Source organism: Rhizobium sp. 10N414, assembly GCF_056394785.1.
Genome location: NZ_JBFTIN010000023.1, coordinates 75,936 through 91,528, shown reverse-complemented (window position 1 = coordinate 91,528; position 15,593 = coordinate 75,936). Strand labels below are relative to the sequence as shown.

Genomic DNA, 15,593 nt, shown 5'->3' with positions numbered 1-15,593 from the left:
TGCGACCACCGGGCACAAACGGCTTCAGCCGCTCCCACTGGTCATCTCGAAGAACCTCACCATCCATCGCCGACCTCCAAAAGTCAGCGTTGAATCTGATTTGCGACTCGAATGGAATCCCGGATCGTTAAATTGTCACCACAGCCTAGTCCATAGGCGAGGCGGGGACGGTCGAGACTGCGCGCTGGGGACGGCCTTTTTCGGCGATGGCAATGCCGCCCAAAGCGAGCGCAAGCGCGATCACATGGAACGGCTGAAGATGCTCGCCAAGCAGCGCCACGGACAACAGCGTTCCGAAGACCGGCACGAGGTTGATGAAGAGCCCGGCGCGATTTGCGCCGATCGCCTCGACGCCCTTGATATAGAGGATCTGGGCAAGCAGGGACGCGAAGATGGCAGTGTAGAAGGCAATCAGCCAGCCCTTGTTGTCTGGCAATTGCACAGCACCTTGCGTGCCCTCCCAGATGAGAAGTGGCACTGCTGTCAGCGTTGCGCCGAGGGCGGGGATCGCCATCAGCGTGCGCCAATCAAGGGGCGGTTTCCAGCGTAGAAAAATCGTGTAGACAGAATAGGCGGCTACGGCGATCAGCATGAGGCCGTCGCCACGGTTGAGACCGAGCTGCAGCAGGGTCGTCAGGTCACCATGCGCGGCGGTCAATGCGACGCCGCCGAGCGTCATGGCGAAGCCGACTATCTGTGCTGTAGAAACGCCTGTGCGGAAGAAGACGAAGTTCAGCAGGAAGATCAGCATCGGGATCCCGGCCTGCTCGATCGCAACATTGATCACGGTTGTGTACTGGACGGCCGAGTAAAGCATCGCGTTGAAAAGCGTATAGCCGATGATGCCGTAGAAGAAGAGCAGCGGCAGGTTCTTGCGGACGATCGGCCAGTCGCGCTTCAATTGCGGTACGGAAACGGCGGCAATGAGTGCCGTCGCAAGGAACCAGCGCAGAAACGTCAGCGTCATCGGGCTGACGTGCCCGAGCGCGAGCTTGCCCGCCACCGCGTTTCCGCCCCAGCATAGTGCCGCGACGACGAGAGAAATATAAGCGGCGACCTGCACAGGCGATTCTTCCAGATGACGGCGATGTGGTTCTCAACCTTGGGACATGATCGGCCAATAGCCCGATGATGGCTGATTTGTCACGTAAAAAGCCGATTTCGGCGGCATAACAGGGTCGATTTCCCGGTGACAAAGCTTTATAGATGCGCGGGTTTGAGAAGGGTGCGGTTAAATCCGCCTTTAACAGGAAGACGTGAATGACGAACGTAGTTGTAGTCGGTTCGCAATGGGGTGACGAAGGCAAAGGCAAGATTGTCGATTGGCTTTCGGAACGCGCCGATGTGATCGTGCGCTATCAGGGCGGACACAATGCGGGCCACACGCTGGTCATCGACGGTGTCAGCTACAAGCTTGCCCTTCTGCCATCCGGCCTCGTGCGCGGCAAACTCAGTGTCATCGGCAATGGCGTCGTCGTCGATCCGCATCATTTCGTCGCCGAAGTCGCGAAGCTGCGCGCGCAGGGTGTCAATGTAACGCCCGAGGTGCTGCGCATCGCGGACAACGCACCGCTGATCCTGTCGCTGCACCGCGACCTCGATGGCTTCCGCGAAGACGCGGCTTCCAACAGCGGAACCAAGATCGGTACCACTCGCCGCGGAATCGGCCCGGCTTATGAAGACAAGGTCGGTCGCCGCGCGATCCGCGCCATCGACCTGGCCGACAAGGAAGCGCTGCCGGCCAAGATCGACCGTCTGCTGACGCACCACAATGCGCTGCGCCGCGGCCTCGGACTGCCGGAGATTTCGGTGGAATCGCTCGAGAAGGAACTGAACGAGGTCGCCGACCAGGTTCTGCCTTATGTCGACCAGGTCTGGCGTATCCTCGACGACCAGCGCAAGGCCGGTGCCCGCATCCTGTTCGAAGGTGCGCAGGGTGCGCTGCTCGACAACGACCACGGCACCTATCCCTTCGTCACCTCGTCGAACACGGTTGCCGGTCAGGCCGCCGCCGGCTCGGGTCTCGGCCCGACGGCAATCGGCTATGTTCTCGGCATCACCAAGGCTTACACGACGCGCGTGGGCGAAGGTCCGTTCCCGTGCGAACTGAACGATGAGATCGGCAAGCATCTTTCGACAGTTGGTCGCGAAGTCGGCGTCAATACCGGTCGTCCGCGCCGCTGCGGCTGGTTCGATTCGGTTCTGGTCCGCCAGACGGTGAAGACATCGGGCATCACGGGCATCGCGCTAACCAAGCTCGACGTTCTCGACGGTCTCGACGAACTGAAGATCTGCGTCGCCTACAAGCTTGACGGCAAAGAGATCGACTATCTTCCGGCTAGCCAGGCTGCCCAGGCCCGCGTAGAGCCGATCTACATCACGCTGGAAGGCTGGAAGGAATCGACTGTCGGCGCACGCAGCTGGGCTGATCTGCCGGCCCAGGCAATCAAGTATGTTCGCCAGGTCGAAGAACTGATCGGGGCGCCCGTCGCTCTCTTGTCTACAAGTCCTGAGCGCGACGACACGATACTTGTGACCGATCCGTTTGAGGACTAAGGTCGCGGGTCATTATTTGTGCGGTTCGCAGGGCGGACCGCACTCTTAGAGAAAGTACGAATGGCGGATTTTATCGCAGTTATCCGGCGGGCGGTTGACGGCCTGTCTGAAAATACTCCCGAGATGCGGGTGAAAGTCTACGAGCGTGCTCGCGGTGCTGTTCAGCGGCAGCTCGAGAATATGAAGCCGCGCCCACCGGAAGCGATGCTGCAACGGCAGCTTGAAAAACTCGAAGCTGCAATCCGCGAAGTCGAAGCCGAACACGCAGAAGCCGTTCTGGTCGACGATGCAGCGCTAGCCGCCGAGCCTGAGGTTGAGGCAAGCGCCGAAGCGGCCAACGAGCCGGAAGCGGCCGTTCCCGAACCGGTTGCCAGCGAAGCTGTGGTCGAGGAGCCGGCGCATGAAACGCCGGTTCACGAAGAGCAGATGGCAGCCGAAGAACCTGCGCCTGCCTACGAAGAGCCGGTCGAAGAGCCTGCGCCCTATCACGAAGAACCTACGCCTCATTATGAGGAGCCTGTCGCTGCCGAACAGGAACACACCGCGCAGCAGGACGCACATTGGGAGCATGAAGAGCCGCGCGCTCCTGTCGGGGAAGCCGAGCCTGTCCAGCATTGGCAGGCCGCTCATGAAGACGACGTCGCTCGCGAGGAGCAGTACGGTCACGAGGAGTATGTTGGCGCAGTCGAGGAGCCTGTTGTCGAGCCGCCCGAGCCGCCCGACGAAGAGCCGGTTCTGCAGCCAATTGCTCGCGACTACGACCTGACCAATCGCCTTGTCGAGCCCGTCTATGGGCTGGATCGTCCGCCGGAAGAATTCGTGGATCGCAGCCAGGAGGAGCCGCTCCAAGCGGATGCCGCTGCGCATTTCGATCCGGTGTGGGCAGAGCCAGTAGAGGAAACGCCTGCACCTCCGGCCAAGGATGCGCAGACGGATTGGGCGCTCGAAGAACTCAGGCAGTTTTCGGAATCTGCGCCGGTTGCTCCGGCCAACGAAGCGGCGCGCGCGTTTGAAGACGTCATCACGGGATTCGACCATACGCCGGGCGGCGTGAAGATGCCCGCCGCGAATGAGGGCTTCTCCTGGGAGGCCGCAGCCTTCGACGATCTGCCACCGATCGAAAACGGCAAGAAAGTTCCGATCAACGCTCATTTCGATGACGGCGATCTCTTCTCCGAAATTCATGGGACGCCGGCAAAAGCTGTACCGGAAACCAATTGGCAGGAGGCAAAGCCGCTTCGCGGATACGACAACCGCGGCGTGGTTGCCGAAGATGATGATGGCATTCCGGCCGCCGATCTCGACAGTGCTGTTGCTGCTAAGTTCCAGGGTAAGAACCTGCGCATGGAGCCGAAGCGCCGTCGCTTCGGCATTGGCTCCATCGTGACGATCCTCATTGCGCTTGGCGTGGTCGGTGGTGGCGGATACGCTGCCTGGATCAATCGGGACGCGCTGTCGTCAATGGTGAAAAACCTCGTCAGCGCTGCTCCCTCGCAGAGCGCGAAGAACGAGCAGACGCCTGCCAAGCCGGATGCGGCGCCCCAGAGGAGCGATGCGAAGCCAGCTGAGGCAAACAAGGAAGTTGCGTCCTTGAATGACGGGGCTTCCGTCAACAACAAGTTCAACCAGCGGCTTCTTGCCGATGGCACCGAAGTCGACAACGGTCCGGCCTCCGTTCCGGGAACGCCTACGGCGGAAGGAAAGTCGGTAGCCGAGCAGAACGTTGCTGCAGCGGATCCGACGCCGCCCGCGACCTCGACGACACCTGCCGTCCCGGCTGCCACCGCACCCGCGACGACGCCGCCGGCGGCTGGAGCCACGCAAGCTGCGCCGGTCGGCTCCTCCGAGAAGATGTTCCTGTACGAAGAGCGGATCGGTCAGAGTTCACCGACCGCCATCCAGGGCTCGGTCGTCTGGAGTCTTCAGCACGAGACAGGCCCGGATGGCAGGCAGGAAGCGACCGTACAGGGGACCGTGACTGTTCCAGAACGCAATCTGTCGGCGCAGCTTACCTTCAAGCGCAATTCCGATGCGTCGCTGCCGGCCAGCCACATCGTCGAGGTGGTTTTCTCGCTGCCGCCGAACTTTGAAGGTGGCGCTATCGAGAGCGTTCAGCGTATCTCGATGAAGCGAACCGAACAGGATCGGGGCGACGCCCTGATTGCCGTTCCGGCAAAGATCACCGACGATTTCCACATGATCGCGCTGAACGACTATCCGGATGCGCGCAAGGCGAACCTCGATCTCCTTTCAAGCCGCGACTGGATCGATATGCCGATCACCTACCGCAATGGTCGCCGCGCGCTTCTGACGATGCAGAAGGGTACTACGGGCGGCGAGGCGTTCAACGCCGCGATCAAGGAATGGGCTGCTTTTGGCGATGTATCGACCAGCCAATAAGCGCCTGTCGAATGGATAAAAGAAAGGGCGGGACCATCGGTCCCGCCCTTTTTGATTTGAAATTGCAATGGCGTTACGCGGTCGCTTCGACCACGCGAACGGCCTTGGCGCGTTCGAGAGCGTCCTTGCGGACGGCATCCTGGACCTTTTCGAAGGCGCGGACCTCGATCTGACGAACGCGTTCGCGGCTAATGTCGAATTCGGACGAGAGGTCTTCCAGGGTCACCGGATCTTCCGCGAGGCGACGTGCCTCGAAGATACGGCGCTCGCGGTCGTTCAGAACGCTCATCGCCTTCGCCAGCATGCGGCGGCGCGTGTCGAGCTCATCCTGTTCGATAAGAACCTCTTCCTGGCTGTCATGGTCGTCGACGAGCCAATCCTGCCATTGACCGGATTCGCCTTCCGAGGCCTTGATCGGTGCGTTCAACGAGGCATCGCCGGAAAGGCGACGGTTCATCGAAACGACCTCCTCCTCGGAGACGTTCAGCTTGGTGGCGATCTCAGCAACGTGTTCCGGCTTCAGGTCGCCATCGTCAATGGCCTGGATACGGCCCTTGAGGCGACGCAGATTGAAGAACAGCCGCTTCTGGTTGGCGGTCGTACCCATCTTCACCAGAGACCACGAACGCAGGATGTATTCCTGGATTGAGGCCTTGATCCACCACATGGCATAGGTGGCAAGACGGAAGCCGCGCTCCGGATCGAACTTCTTGACGGCCTGCATCAGGCCGACATTGCCTTCAGAGACGACTTCGCCGATTGGTAGGCCATAGCCGCGGTAGCCCATTGCGATCTTCGCAACGAGGCGCAGGTGGCTGGTGACGAGTTTGTGTGCCGCTTCGCGATCGCCGTGTTCCGCATAGCGCTTCGCCAGCATGTATTCCTGCTGCGGCTCCAGCATCGGAAATTTGCGGATTTCGTCGAGATAGCGATTGAGACCGTTTTCGCCGGCGGTAATGGACGGCAAGTTATTTCGGGCCATAAAGCACCCTCCTATCTGAATTCCGGTTCCCAATGGAACGCGCCCCTGCGTCGAAAGGCAAACCGGGACATGCGGCTTTATCCAAGCCCGCACTAAGTCAATATACAGATAAGTATGGCGGAACAGGGGTTCAAGACCATACACCGCTTCACGAAGGCGTTACTCTCGCTCCGCACGCAGGGCGTCTGCCAACTCTTCCATGTCCTCGGGCAGAGGCACCTCGAAGTGCATGACCTCGCCGGTGCGAGGGTGCTCGAATTGCAGCATGTAGGCGTGGAGCGCCTGTCTTCCGAAGGCATTCACGGTCTTCCTGGCGGCAACCGGAAGCAGGTTTGCCTTTGTTTTGAAACCTGCTCCGTAGACGGTGTCGCCGAGTAGCGGATGGCCGATATGTGCCATGTGGACGCGGATCTGATGGGTGCGGCCGGTTTCGAGATGGCACTCGACCAGCGAGGCTAGCGACGTGGCATCAGGATTCTCATGGAAGCGTTCGAGCACTTCGTAGTGGGTGATCGCCTCGTCGGCATCCTGCGTCTCGGATCGCTTGACGGCGCGACGCGTGCGGTCGCCGACGGCGCGGCCGAGCGGTGCATCGATCGTTCCAGTCAGCGTGCGAGGGCGGCCCCAGACAATCGCTTGGTAAGCCCGCTCCAGCGGCATGGTCCGCCCATGGTCGGCGAATTGCAGCGACAGATGGCGATGGGAGATGTCGTTCTTGGCGACGACCATGACACCTGTGGTGTCCTTGTCCAGCCTGTGGACGATGCCCGGACGGCGCACACCGCCGATACCGGAAAGACTGTCGCCGCAATGATAGATCAACGCGTTGACGAGCGTGCCCGTCCAATTGCCAGCCGCGGGGTGCACCACGAGACCGGCCGGCTTGGAAATGACGATGAGGTCATCGTCTTCATAAAGAATATCGAGCGGGATATTCTCGCCCTTGGGCGTCGGATCCTCCGGCTCGGGCAGCAGGATCTCGAAGGTGTCGCCTGGACGAACCTTTTTCTGCGGATCGGCGAGGATCTTGCCGCCCACGGAGACCTGGCCCTCCTTGATTAGCGCCTTCACGCGGCTGCGCGAAAACTCCTCGCCGAGCTGTCCGGTCATCCACGCGTCAAGACGGCCTTCGGCGTTCTCGTCGGCGGTGAGGACTTTTCTAATGCCGGCAGCTTGTTTAAAGGGGTCGCTCAAGACGCTTCTTCTCCGAATTACTTAAAGAACGGAACGCCACATATGACGAATATCCAGCCAGAAGACGATCAGGACGAAAAGCCCCTGGATCCGGCGATGGAACGTGTCCGGCGCAAGATGATCCGCCTGCAGATCGTCTCAGGCGTCATCATGTTCGTGAGCCTTATGGCTGTCTTCGGCGCGGTTGTCTACAAAGCGATGCGCGCGCCCGCGAAGGAACCGACAGCCGTAACTTCTGCCGGTGTACCATCCGATGCGCCGGTATCGGTCACGGCAACTTTGCCGTCGGGCTTCGTCATCCAGTCGTCGTCGCTCTCGGGAGGCCAGATCATGTTCTTTGGCGCGACAGCCGATGGAATCAAGAAGTCGCTCATCTTCGATATCAAGTCGGGGCGCATTGTTGCCGATGTGACGGTCAGCGGCGGCTAGGACAATGGCCTCTCGCCTCGTTGCCATCGAGAGCGCGGACGATCCTCGTATCGCTGACTTTCGCGACATCCGCGAGCGCGATCTGACCGGCCGGCAGAACCGCTTCATCGCGGAGGGCACGGTAGTCCTTCGCGTGCTTGTGGAAGCGAGCCACGGCGGTCGCTTTGCGACCGAAAAAGTGCTGCTTCTCAGGAACCGTGTCGACGGCGTCGCTCCAATCCTCGAGAGACTGCCTGATGACGTGCCGGTCTATGTCGCAGAGGCGGACGTCCTAGATCGGATCGTCGGGTTTCATCTCCATCGAGGCGTGTTGGCCCTTGGCAGGCGAGAGGTGGTCGGAACCGAGCTTGTCGACCGATTGCCCGATCGTTCGCTTGTCCTTGTCGGCTGCGGTATTTCCAACCATGACAATGCCGGGTCGATGTTCCGCAATGCGGCCGCCTTCAAGGCGGATGCCATCTTTCTCGATGAGACTTCGTGTGACCCGCTTTATCGCAAGGCGCTACGTGTTTCTGTCGGCTCCGTACTCAGTGTTCCCTATGAGCGGAAGGGCACGGCGCTCGACGTTCTAACACGGCTTGCTGCGAGTGGCTTTGCAATCTGGACGCTCTCGCCGCGCGGGGAGACCGACATTCGAGCCATACCGCCAACCGATCGCATGGCGCTGGTCGTGGGTACGGAAGGCGAGGGGCTGCCGCCTGCACTCCTGGAACGTTTTCAAAGCGCGCGGATCCCGCAGTCGGAGGGACTGGACAGCCTCAATGTGGCGACGGCGACCGGCATCGCCCTCTTTGCCATGTCATCGGCAGCGAAGCTGATCTGAGTTCAGCCCGGTTCGGACAGGATTGTCGCGGCGCGTTGCGCGAGGTTGATACGCTCTCCGTCCTGATTGTCGGTGCCATCCGGCAGAAGGTCGCGGATCGGTGAGGAGGGTCCTTCGTTGATAGCGGTCAATGCAACCATGCTTGCAGCAATGCCGGCGATCTCTTCACGTATCGCACCGTCGTGGCTGGTGTCGGATTTCGCTTTCAGAAGTTGTTCCGAGACCGCGGCGCTGCGCTTGCGCACTTCGTCGCTCAGGCGCGCTGCAATCGCTGCTGTGTCGAGCTCAGTCGGCATTGTTTCCTCGGTTGCCCGCTCCTCTGAAACCGCATCTGCGACCACGGGCTGAAGTCCAGCGTTGCGCAATGCACGGTTTGCCTTGCGCAGCTCGGCATTCGCCGCCTTGATCTGTTCCTTCAGCTTGGTAATTTCCTGCTGGCGGCGTCCGAGAAGCGTATCCTTGTCGGCCGTTGACGCCGCATCGCGCCCCGCTTTGTCCTCGAGCCGGATGACTGCGTGCTCATGCTGGGCGAGCGCCTGCTCCGCATCCTTGGCGCGCTTCTGCAGCAGGTTCACGTCCTGGCGAAGATTGTCGCGCTCGATGCGGACTGCGTTCGCCTTGAACGTCAGGCTCTCGATTTCGGTATCGCGCGCTGCGAGATCGATCTTGAGATTGTCGGTCTGCTCCGCAAGCTTGTTAAGGCGCGTGCGAAGAGCGTCGAGCTCGCCTTCCTTGGCGGCGCTTGCTTGCTCGGCGATGTGGAGGCTCGTCTTAAGCTGGCTGATGTAGTTCTCGTCCTTGCGCAGGTGCGAGCGCTGTTCCGCGGCCTCGACACTCATGTCGCTGATTTGCGCCTGTAGCCCCTCGATCTCGGCGGCAAACCGTCCTGCGTCGAGCGCCAGCGAGTCATGCTTCAGTTGCAGCGCCAGCGACTTTTCGCGCTCGCGCACGAGGTCCTGTGTCGTCTTGGCGTTCTCGGCAGCATAGAGGGCCCGGACCATATCCTTCTGCGCGCGCACTTCCTGCGGGCTGAGTGGCATGGTCGCGCGCATACGGTTTTCCGTATGCCAGACGATGCGGCGGTGGACGGCAGGCGACACGAGAAAGACGAGAAACGCTGCCGCCAGGAAGCCCAATCCGAACAAGAGAGCATATTCGATCACGGCGCGGCCACGGCTTCCAGAAGTTGAGTTGCGTCAGGACCAATGATTAAGCGGACCTGACGCGTAGAGCAAGTGGCGGATAGGTCACGGCGAGCGAGAGTTCGCTGCGCCGATGGGAATCAGAAGGGATTCCAGGTCGGATTAGGGGTGACCTTGAGGTAGCCGACATTCAATCCGAGGCGAGCACCGACGCCTGTGCGGATCGGCACCACCAGTACGTTGTCGTTCTTGAGAAGCGTCATGCCGAAGCCGGCGATAACGAAGGCTTGACCACTGACGCCACCGAAGCGCGCGTAGATGGCGTCGGTCGAGGGCAGGTCGTAGACGAGCATCATGACGCGCGTGCCCTGACCGCCATAGTCGATCCCGAGCGACGGACCCTGCCAGTAGAGCGGATGCTCACCGGCATTCTTTGTATTCAACTGGCCTTCGCCGTAGGTGAGACCGGCGATGAAAGCTCCGGAACCTTCCTGGCCGAGGACATAGCCGTTGGGAAGGCCGTATTTCTGAAAGGCGGCTTCGATCACCTTGGCCAGCCCGCCGCTGGTCGAGCCGAAGAACGAGTGCCCAGCGTCGACGATTTCCTGCATCGAATACTGGCCGCCGTTAGACTGCTGCGCCGATGCCTGCATTGGGACAAGCGCGAGGGGCGAAAATGTCAGCGCAACGAGAAGCCGCCAGATGGCGGAGAGTCTTCCGAAAAAATGGGCGCGCATGGTGTTATCCGTTCATCATGGTCGGTACGATGAGCCGTTTCCGGCGTTTCGTTCATTTTGCGCGTATGGTCTTAACAATCGGTTTACCAAATATGGTGTCATTATGGCGCTGAGTACGGCCGCAAACTTCGCGCAATTTAAATGACGCAAAAGAGGCGGCGGAATGACCCTGCCGCCCTCCTGGAGACTATGATGTCGAAGAATCCAAACCTCACCCTTGCTGGCCCCGACCTGGCCGCGCTTCTGTGCAGCCGCGTCTGCCATGACGTCATCTCGCCGGTTGGCGCAATCAACAATGGTCTGGAGCTTCTGGACGAGGGCGGCGCCGATGCCGACGCGATGGATCTTATCAGGACAAGCGCGCTCAACGCCTCTGTCCGTCTGAAGTTCGCCCGGCTTGCCTTCGGGGCCTCGGGATCGGTCGGGGCTTCGATCGATACCGGCGAAGCCGAACGTGCGGCGAAGGATTTTGCTGCCGCGGAGAAGAAGACCGAGGTTGTCTGGACTGGTCCGCGCGCGATTATCGCCAAGAACCGCGTCAAGTTGCTGCTCAATCTCTTCCTGGTAGCCTATTCGTCAATTCCACGTGGCGGTGTCATCGAAGTCACGCTTGAGAACCCCGAACTGGACGCAAAATTCAAGATCGTTGCGAAGGGCAAGCTGATGCGCCTGCCGCCGAAATTCGTGGAGATCTCTACGGGGGAAATCGAGGAAGCCATCGACGCCCACTCGATCCAGCCCTACTACACCGTGCTGCTTGCCGATGAATGCGGTATGGCGCTCGGGCATAGCGCGACCGCCGAAGAACTTACGTTTACCGCTGACGTCATCGCAGCTTGATGCAGGGACCTCGACGGCGATCCGACCGTCGAGGTAATAAATCCTTAGCCTAATGTTTCTATTCTTGGCCGATAACACGCCAGCCGCATTAGAAGCTGGGGCAAGGAGCAGCCATGCAGAGGTTTATGATCGCCGACTCATCTGACGTCGTTCGGAAGGTGGGGAAGCGCATCCTTTCCGAACTCGACTTCATGGTCATCGAAGCCTCCAACGTTGTCGAAGCTCTCTCCAGTTGCCAGGTGGAACTTCCAGAATACCTGATCGTCGATTCTGGCATGGACCGCGCGCTCGAGTTGATTTCGGCGATCCGCGGCATGGAAGGCGGCAAGGACGTCAAAATCTACTATTGCGTGGTTGAGGCCGACCTCAAGAAGCTGATGATGGGCAAGCGGGCAGGGGCGACTGATTTCCTCCTCAAACCCTTCGATCGCAAGATTCTGACGGCCGTATTCGGCCACCGCGCTATCGCAGCATAATTGCGACTACCCGCCAACGATCGAAGCCGCCACGGGCGGCTTTTTCTATGTCACAACGAAAAAATCCCGCCACAGAGGACGGGATTTTCTCAGTCTTGGCAAAGGGGCTGACGTATCAGGCGGTCTCGGCGTACTCGGCGCCGTCCGGCTCGCGCAGAACATAGCCGCGGCCCCAGACGGTTTCGATGTAGTTTGCGCCACCGGCAGCATTTGCGAGCTTCTTGCGCAGTTTGCAGATGAAGACGTCGATGATCTTCAGTTCCGGCTCGTCCATGCCGCCATAGAGATGGTTCAGGAACATTTCCTTGGTGAGCGTGGTGCCCTTGCGGAGCGAAAGAAGCTCCAGCATCTGGTATTCCTTGCCCGTCAGGTGCACGCGCTGGCCACCAACTTCGACCGTCTTGGCGTCGAGGTTGACGATCAGTTCGCCGGTCATGATGACCGACTGGGCATGACCCTTGGAACGACGAACGATTGCATGTATGCGCGCAACCAGTTCGTCCTTGTGGAACGGCTTGGTCATGTAGTCGTCGGCGCCAAAGCCGAGACCGCGAACCTTGTCCTCGATACCGGCCATGCCCGAGAGAATCAGGATGGGTGTCTTGACCTTGGACAGGCGGAGAGTGCGGAGCACTTCATATCCGGACATGTCGGGAAGGTTCAAATCGAGAAGGATGATGTCGTAATCATACAACTTCCCTAGGTCCACGCCTTCTTCACCCAGATCGGTGGTGTAGACGTTAAAACTTTCTGATTTGAGCATCAATTCGATGCTCTGCGCTGTCGCGCTGTCGTCTTCAATGAGTAGTACCCGCATTATTATCCCCTTTACCGCCGCCGAAAGGTGGTCTGGCCCCTACGCGATACCGAATACATCATTGCGTGATTTGGAAGCTGCCACGAAATGGTTAACAAATTCTGATTCACTCTGGCAAGAGGTAACGAATTTATTAAATATTTTGTCCATTCCGCTGTTTTCCAACGAGAATTCGCAAAGCCATATCTTAACTTTTACATTAAGAACGGCCGGTAAGCGATTCATTCGACTCACCAATGAAACAGTATCGGAAATCGCGTAGTTGTGTTTACCGACCCTTAAATCATCGGCACTATCATTAACGATGCCCGTAAACGAAAGGTTACCAGCGGTAGGTTTTTGTTAATACCGACGGAAATTTTTTAGCAGGCCGCGTCAAAGCGGCCGGCAAGGGCGATTTAAAGTGGAGCAGGGGTCTCGCATCACTGGAGTAATGCGTATGAAGTCGCGTGAGAGCCTAGTTCGCCTGAAGGAGTTTCAGGTGAACGAAAAACGTCGCCAACTGCAGCAATTGCAGATGATGATGTCCGAATTTGATAGGATGACGAAGGATCTGGAGAGCCAGATCGTCGTCGAGGAAAAGAAGTCCGGCATTTCCGACCCGAATCACTTCGCCTATCCGACCTTCGCAAAGGCAGCTCGCCAGCGCGCGGACAATCTTCAGGTCTCGATCAAGGAACTGAAGATGCAGGAAGAGGCGCTTGAACAGGCGCTGGAAGAGATACAGGCGGAATATGCACGTGCAGCCGCGCTCGAAGAGCGCGACGGCGCAGTCCGGGCAAGAGCCTAAGGCGGGAAACGGGTGCTGTCGGCACCTTGGGATCGCCTCGAAAAAAGCCATGCATGATGGGCCGTCACGTCCGTCATACATGGCTTTTGGCGTTATTGGGCTAACCGTTAATGACGTCGCGCCACTCCTCGTGGCGTTGCGCTTGCGCTTTGAAGAAGGGACATAACGGGAAGATCTTCCATCCCCCTTTGCGTGCCTCCTCGACGGCATGAAGAGCAAGTGCCTGGCCAACGCCCTTGCCGCGCAGCGCATCGGGTACGCCGGTGTGGTCAATAATGACAAGCGCCGGCGATGCGCGGGAATAGGTCATTTCGGCCTGATGGCCCTCGACCTCTGCAACGTAGCGGCCGCCGGAGGGATTCTCTTCATTCCTGATGTTCATTGCCATTCCTCGTCAACATTCAGCTGTCGGTCGGAAATTGGCATGTCATCCCGGCCGCGCCAAGGCGGGCGATGTGGACACAGTGTTCGATGAGAAGAGGCGGGGACAATTGCTGCCGGTACGAGGCCGGCAGCAATTCCGGCTCACCGACCGATTTTCCTGCCGAGTGGTCTATGGAGCAGGGAACTCGTGGTGAGGCTTGTCGCAGCATAAAAGCAGGGCGTCTGCAGGCTGCGTTAATGATTGCGGGCCGTCTGTATATCCCCCTCAGGACATGCAAGCGGCCCGAATCTGAAAATCGTTGCCCAGGATGGGCGTGTCAGTGGCGATACTGCTGAATACGCGTGGTGCGCAAACCGGCAAGGCCATGGCTGTTAATGGAAGACTGCCAGGACAAGAACTCTTCGACAGTCAGCGTGTAACGCTCGCACGCTTCTTCCAAGCTCAACAGGCCACCGCGAACCGCCGCTACAACCTCTGCTTTGCGACGGATAACCCAGCGCCTGGTATTCGGCGGTGGCAAATCCGCAATCGTCAGCGGGCTGCCATCGGGGCCGATGACATATTTTACTCGGGGACGTATCATTTCGGTCATTGGACTCTCTACACAACTCAAGACCACGGCCGTCACTCTAGCTTGTCACATTTAAGAATTGCCTAAGCGCATAGTAACACTTTGATAAGAAGTTTAGGCGTCGACTTCCTGGAAGCAATTTGCGCGCCCTCGTAGCCTTCCCCTGCGTAAATTTGTGATGAGCGCATAGGAGCCATGCGCAATGGCTAGTGGGCAATTGACGAACGTCAATTTATAAGCGCCGCAACGTAGTTGTTAGTGCAAGACCGCGTCTCCGTTCTTTTCGTGGTGCCCGGAATAACTAAGGTTTGCTTCGTGTCCTTTTGATACGTGCCTTTGCTTTTCCTCTGCGGCGCGTGGCCATTCTGGTCGACGAAATGAAGAAGCTGAGGCGAAGCTAGCCGCCGAGGGGCAGGAAAATGAAGAAGCAAGAACGCGCCGTCCGCGACGGCGTGGGGGATGCTGTTTTTTCGCGGATCGCGTCCGCGCAGAAAATGTCCTCGGAACGATTCAACGATTGCGTGGCTGAGATGGCAGTCGAGGCGGGATTCAACCACTACTTGTTTGCGGAGTTTCCGCGCGGGGACCGCAGTGGCTTCGCCAGCAACTATCTCGCTAGCAACTGGCCGCAAGAGCTCATTGATCTCTATGAGGAGGTTGACCTCTTCTATTGCAGCAAGCTGGTCTCGGCTCTCAAGACGACAGCGATGCCTGTCTTCTGTGACAAGGCGCCATTCGAAAGCGCGGCTGCAAACCAGGGAAACGACCGGCTGACGGCGCACTTCAGGGGCCATGGCCTCAAGGACACATTTGCCTTTGCCTTGCATGACATGTATTTGCGGCACTTCATATTCGCATTCTCGGGTGAGCGCGTGCGTCTCGCTCGCGAAGAGGCAATGCAGCAGGTTTTCCGGGCGATGGAGTTTCTGGAGCTGTTTGCGCAGCAGAACCCTGTTGAGCAACCGATGGAGAACCTCAGCAGCCGGGAAATCGAGTGCCTGCGTTGGTCGGCCGCCGGAAAGAGCAGTGAAGAGATCGCGATTATTCTCGATCTCTCCGCACATACGGTCATCGGCTACCTGAAGAGCGCGATGCGAAAGCTCGACTCTGTTAACCGCATGCAGGCAATCGCTCGCGCACTTCGCTATCGGCTGCTCTAGGCGTTTATCGAACCGATCTAGAGCATTATTGCCGAAAGCCCGGTCTCTGCGGCTCCAAACTCATATTGTGCGCTTCCGTGATGCAGGAGCGCCAGCCAGTCTCCCTCGTTCAATGCGGCCACGGTGCAGGCAATATCGCGTGCTGCGCTGGTCGACGCGGAACCGACGAGAGAGGCGAGTTCCGTCGTACCATTTACCTCGATCGCAGTTTCGTGCCCGGAGGAGGAGAGGGTGCTTGCCGTCAATTGCAGGAGATAAAAGCCGGTCTCCGGGATAAGCAAGCGATTGCCA

Annotated in this window: 17 protein-coding genes; 8 read left to right on the top strand and 9 right to left on the bottom strand. The window is 59.1% G+C overall.

Features of this window, described 5'->3' with window-relative positions:
• Positions 1-145 precede the first annotated feature (145 nt).
• On the bottom strand, positions 146-1,063 hold the full coding sequence (locus tag AC1DE4_RS20260) for a DMT family transporter (protein WP_113470940.1): 918 nt from the start codon (positions 1,061-1,063) through the stop codon (positions 146-148).
• A 197-nt stretch (positions 1,064-1,260) separates the two neighbouring features.
• Between AC1DE4_RS20260 and AC1DE4_RS20255 the strand changes: the two genes are divergently transcribed.
• Positions 1,261-2,556, top strand: a complete 1,296-nt coding sequence (locus AC1DE4_RS20255) for an adenylosuccinate synthase (protein ID WP_018117286.1) — start codon at positions 1,261-1,263, stop codon at positions 2,554-2,556.
• Positions 2,557-2,616: 60 nt separating this feature from the next.
• Positions 2,617-4,956: a hypothetical protein gene (locus AC1DE4_RS20250; RefSeq protein WP_169683574.1), complete on the top strand. Its 2,340-nt coding sequence runs from the start codon at positions 2,617-2,619 to the stop codon at positions 4,954-4,956.
• 73 nt (positions 4,957-5,029) lie between these two features.
• Here the strand turns inward: AC1DE4_RS20250 and rpoH are convergent, their stop codons facing one another.
• Entirely contained in the window at positions 5,030-5,938 is a 909-nt protein-coding gene (gene rpoH, locus AC1DE4_RS20245) for an RNA polymerase sigma factor RpoH (protein ID WP_018117284.1), read from the bottom strand.
• A 159-nt stretch (positions 5,939-6,097) separates the two neighbouring features.
• Positions 6,098-7,132, bottom strand: a complete 1,035-nt coding sequence (locus tag AC1DE4_RS20240; RefSeq protein ID WP_169683571.1) for an RluA family pseudouridine synthase — start codon at positions 7,130-7,132, stop codon at positions 6,098-6,100.
• Between the two features lie 42 nt (positions 7,133-7,174).
• On the opposite strand from AC1DE4_RS20240, the gene AC1DE4_RS20235 reads away from it, so the two are divergent.
• Both AC1DE4_RS20235 and AC1DE4_RS20230 read left to right on the top strand, forming a co-directional pair.
• Positions 7,175-7,561, top strand: a complete 387-nt coding sequence (locus tag AC1DE4_RS20235) for a hypothetical protein (protein WP_018117282.1) — start codon at positions 7,175-7,177, stop codon at positions 7,559-7,561.
• Between the two features lie 4 nt (positions 7,562-7,565).
• Positions 7,566-8,384, top strand: a complete 819-nt coding sequence (locus tag AC1DE4_RS20230; RefSeq protein ID WP_018858206.1) for a TrmH family RNA methyltransferase — start codon at positions 7,566-7,568, stop codon at positions 8,382-8,384.
• A 2-nt stretch (positions 8,385-8,386) separates the two neighbouring features.
• On the opposite strand, the gene AC1DE4_RS20225 is transcribed toward AC1DE4_RS20230, so the two are convergent.
• Positions 8,387-9,547, bottom strand: coding sequence for a hypothetical protein (locus AC1DE4_RS20225; RefSeq protein ID WP_477882684.1), 1,161 nt, complete (start codon positions 9,545-9,547; stop codon positions 8,387-8,389).
• A gap of 119 nt (positions 9,548-9,666) precedes the next feature.
• Entirely contained in the window at positions 9,667-10,263 is a 597-nt protein-coding gene (locus tag AC1DE4_RS20220; RefSeq protein WP_018117279.1) for a DUF1134 domain-containing protein, read from the bottom strand.
• 192 nt (positions 10,264-10,455) lie between these two features.
• On the opposite strand from AC1DE4_RS20220, the gene chpT reads away from it, so the two are divergent.
• Together chpT and AC1DE4_RS20210 are read left to right on the top strand one after the other, a co-directional pair.
• Positions 10,456-11,103, top strand: coding sequence for a histidine phosphotransferase ChpT (chpT, locus tag AC1DE4_RS20215; RefSeq protein ID WP_018858208.1), 648 nt, complete (start codon positions 10,456-10,458; stop codon positions 11,101-11,103).
• A 113-nt stretch (positions 11,104-11,216) separates the two neighbouring features.
• Positions 11,217-11,579 (top strand): response regulator, encoded by a 363-nt coding sequence (locus tag AC1DE4_RS20210; RefSeq protein ID WP_018858209.1) that lies wholly within the window; start codon positions 11,217-11,219, stop codon positions 11,577-11,579.
• Positions 11,580-11,694: 115 nt separating this feature from the next.
• Here AC1DE4_RS20210 and ctrA read toward each other — a convergent pair whose 3' ends face one another.
• Positions 11,695-12,396, bottom strand: coding sequence for a response regulator transcription factor CtrA (ctrA, locus tag AC1DE4_RS20205; RefSeq protein WP_003542362.1), 702 nt, complete (start codon positions 12,394-12,396; stop codon positions 11,695-11,697).
• A 439-nt stretch (positions 12,397-12,835) separates the two neighbouring features.
• On the opposite strand from ctrA, the gene AC1DE4_RS20200 reads away from it, so the two are divergent.
• Positions 12,836-13,186: a hypothetical protein gene (locus tag AC1DE4_RS20200; RefSeq protein WP_018117276.1), complete on the top strand. Its 351-nt coding sequence runs from the start codon at positions 12,836-12,838 to the stop codon at positions 13,184-13,186.
• 100 nt (positions 13,187-13,286) lie between these two features.
• On the opposite strand, the gene AC1DE4_RS20195 is transcribed toward AC1DE4_RS20200, so the two are convergent.
• Together AC1DE4_RS20195 and sciP are read right to left on the bottom strand one after the other, a co-directional pair.
• Positions 13,287-13,568 (bottom strand): GNAT family N-acetyltransferase, encoded by a 282-nt coding sequence (locus AC1DE4_RS20195; RefSeq protein ID WP_018117275.1) that lies wholly within the window; start codon positions 13,566-13,568, stop codon positions 13,287-13,289.
• Positions 13,569-13,887: 319 nt separating this feature from the next.
• Complete coding sequence (gene sciP / locus AC1DE4_RS20190; RefSeq protein ID WP_007533628.1) at positions 13,888-14,163, bottom strand: CtrA inhibitor SciP; 276 nt, start codon at positions 14,161-14,163, stop codon at positions 13,888-13,890.
• A gap of 398 nt (positions 14,164-14,561) precedes the next feature.
• On the opposite strand from sciP, the gene AC1DE4_RS20185 reads away from it, so the two are divergent.
• The gene (locus AC1DE4_RS20185; protein ID WP_113470936.1) at positions 14,562-15,302 is read left to right on the top strand and encodes a helix-turn-helix transcriptional regulator; all 741 of its coding nucleotides are present in this window, start codon (positions 14,562-14,564) and stop codon (positions 15,300-15,302) included.
• 17 nt (positions 15,303-15,319) lie between these two features.
• Here the strand turns inward: AC1DE4_RS20185 and AC1DE4_RS20180 are convergent, their stop codons facing one another.
• The gene (locus tag AC1DE4_RS20180; RefSeq protein ID WP_018858213.1) at positions 15,320-15,583 is read right to left on the bottom strand and encodes a hypothetical protein; all 264 of its coding nucleotides are present in this window, start codon (positions 15,581-15,583) and stop codon (positions 15,320-15,322) included.
• Positions 15,584-15,593 lie beyond the last annotated feature (10 nt).

Excerpts from the sequence above, each read along its gene's own strand:
- AC1DE4_RS20210 (WP_018858209.1), top strand. The coding sequence starts at position 11,217 with ATGCAGAGGTTTATGATCGCCGACTCATCTGACGTCGTTCGGAAGGTG.
- rpoH (WP_018117284.1), bottom strand. The coding sequence starts at position 5,938 with ATGGCCCGAAATAACTTGCCGTCCATTACCGCCGGCGAAAACGGTCTC.
- AC1DE4_RS20220 (WP_018117279.1), bottom strand. The coding sequence starts at position 10,263 with ATGCGCGCCCATTTTTTCGGAAGACTCTCCGCCATCTGGCGGCTTCTC.
- AC1DE4_RS20195 (WP_018117275.1), bottom strand. The coding sequence starts at position 13,568 with ATGAACATCAGGAATGAAGAGAATCCCTCCGGCGGCCGCTACGTTGCA.
- AC1DE4_RS20255 (WP_018117286.1), top strand. The coding sequence starts at position 1,261 with ATGACGAACGTAGTTGTAGTCGGTTCGCAATGGGGTGACGAAGGCAAA.
- chpT (WP_018858208.1), top strand. The coding sequence starts at position 10,456 with ATGTCGAAGAATCCAAACCTCACCCTTGCTGGCCCCGACCTGGCCGCG.
- AC1DE4_RS20230 (WP_018858206.1), top strand. The coding sequence starts at position 7,566 with ATGGCCTCTCGCCTCGTTGCCATCGAGAGCGCGGACGATCCTCGTATC.
- AC1DE4_RS20200 (WP_018117276.1), top strand. The coding sequence starts at position 12,836 with ATGAAGTCGCGTGAGAGCCTAGTTCGCCTGAAGGAGTTTCAGGTGAAC.
- AC1DE4_RS20250 (WP_169683574.1), top strand. The coding sequence starts at position 2,617 with ATGGCGGATTTTATCGCAGTTATCCGGCGGGCGGTTGACGGCCTGTCT.
- ctrA (WP_003542362.1), bottom strand. The coding sequence starts at position 12,396 with ATGCGGGTACTACTCATTGAAGACGACAGCGCGACAGCGCAGAGCATC.
- AC1DE4_RS20235 (WP_018117282.1), top strand. The coding sequence starts at position 7,175 with ATGACGAATATCCAGCCAGAAGACGATCAGGACGAAAAGCCCCTGGAT.
- AC1DE4_RS20185 (WP_113470936.1), top strand. The coding sequence starts at position 14,562 with ATGAAGAAGCAAGAACGCGCCGTCCGCGACGGCGTGGGGGATGCTGTT.
- sciP (WP_007533628.1), bottom strand. The coding sequence starts at position 14,163 with ATGACCGAAATGATACGTCCCCGAGTAAAATATGTCATCGGCCCCGAT.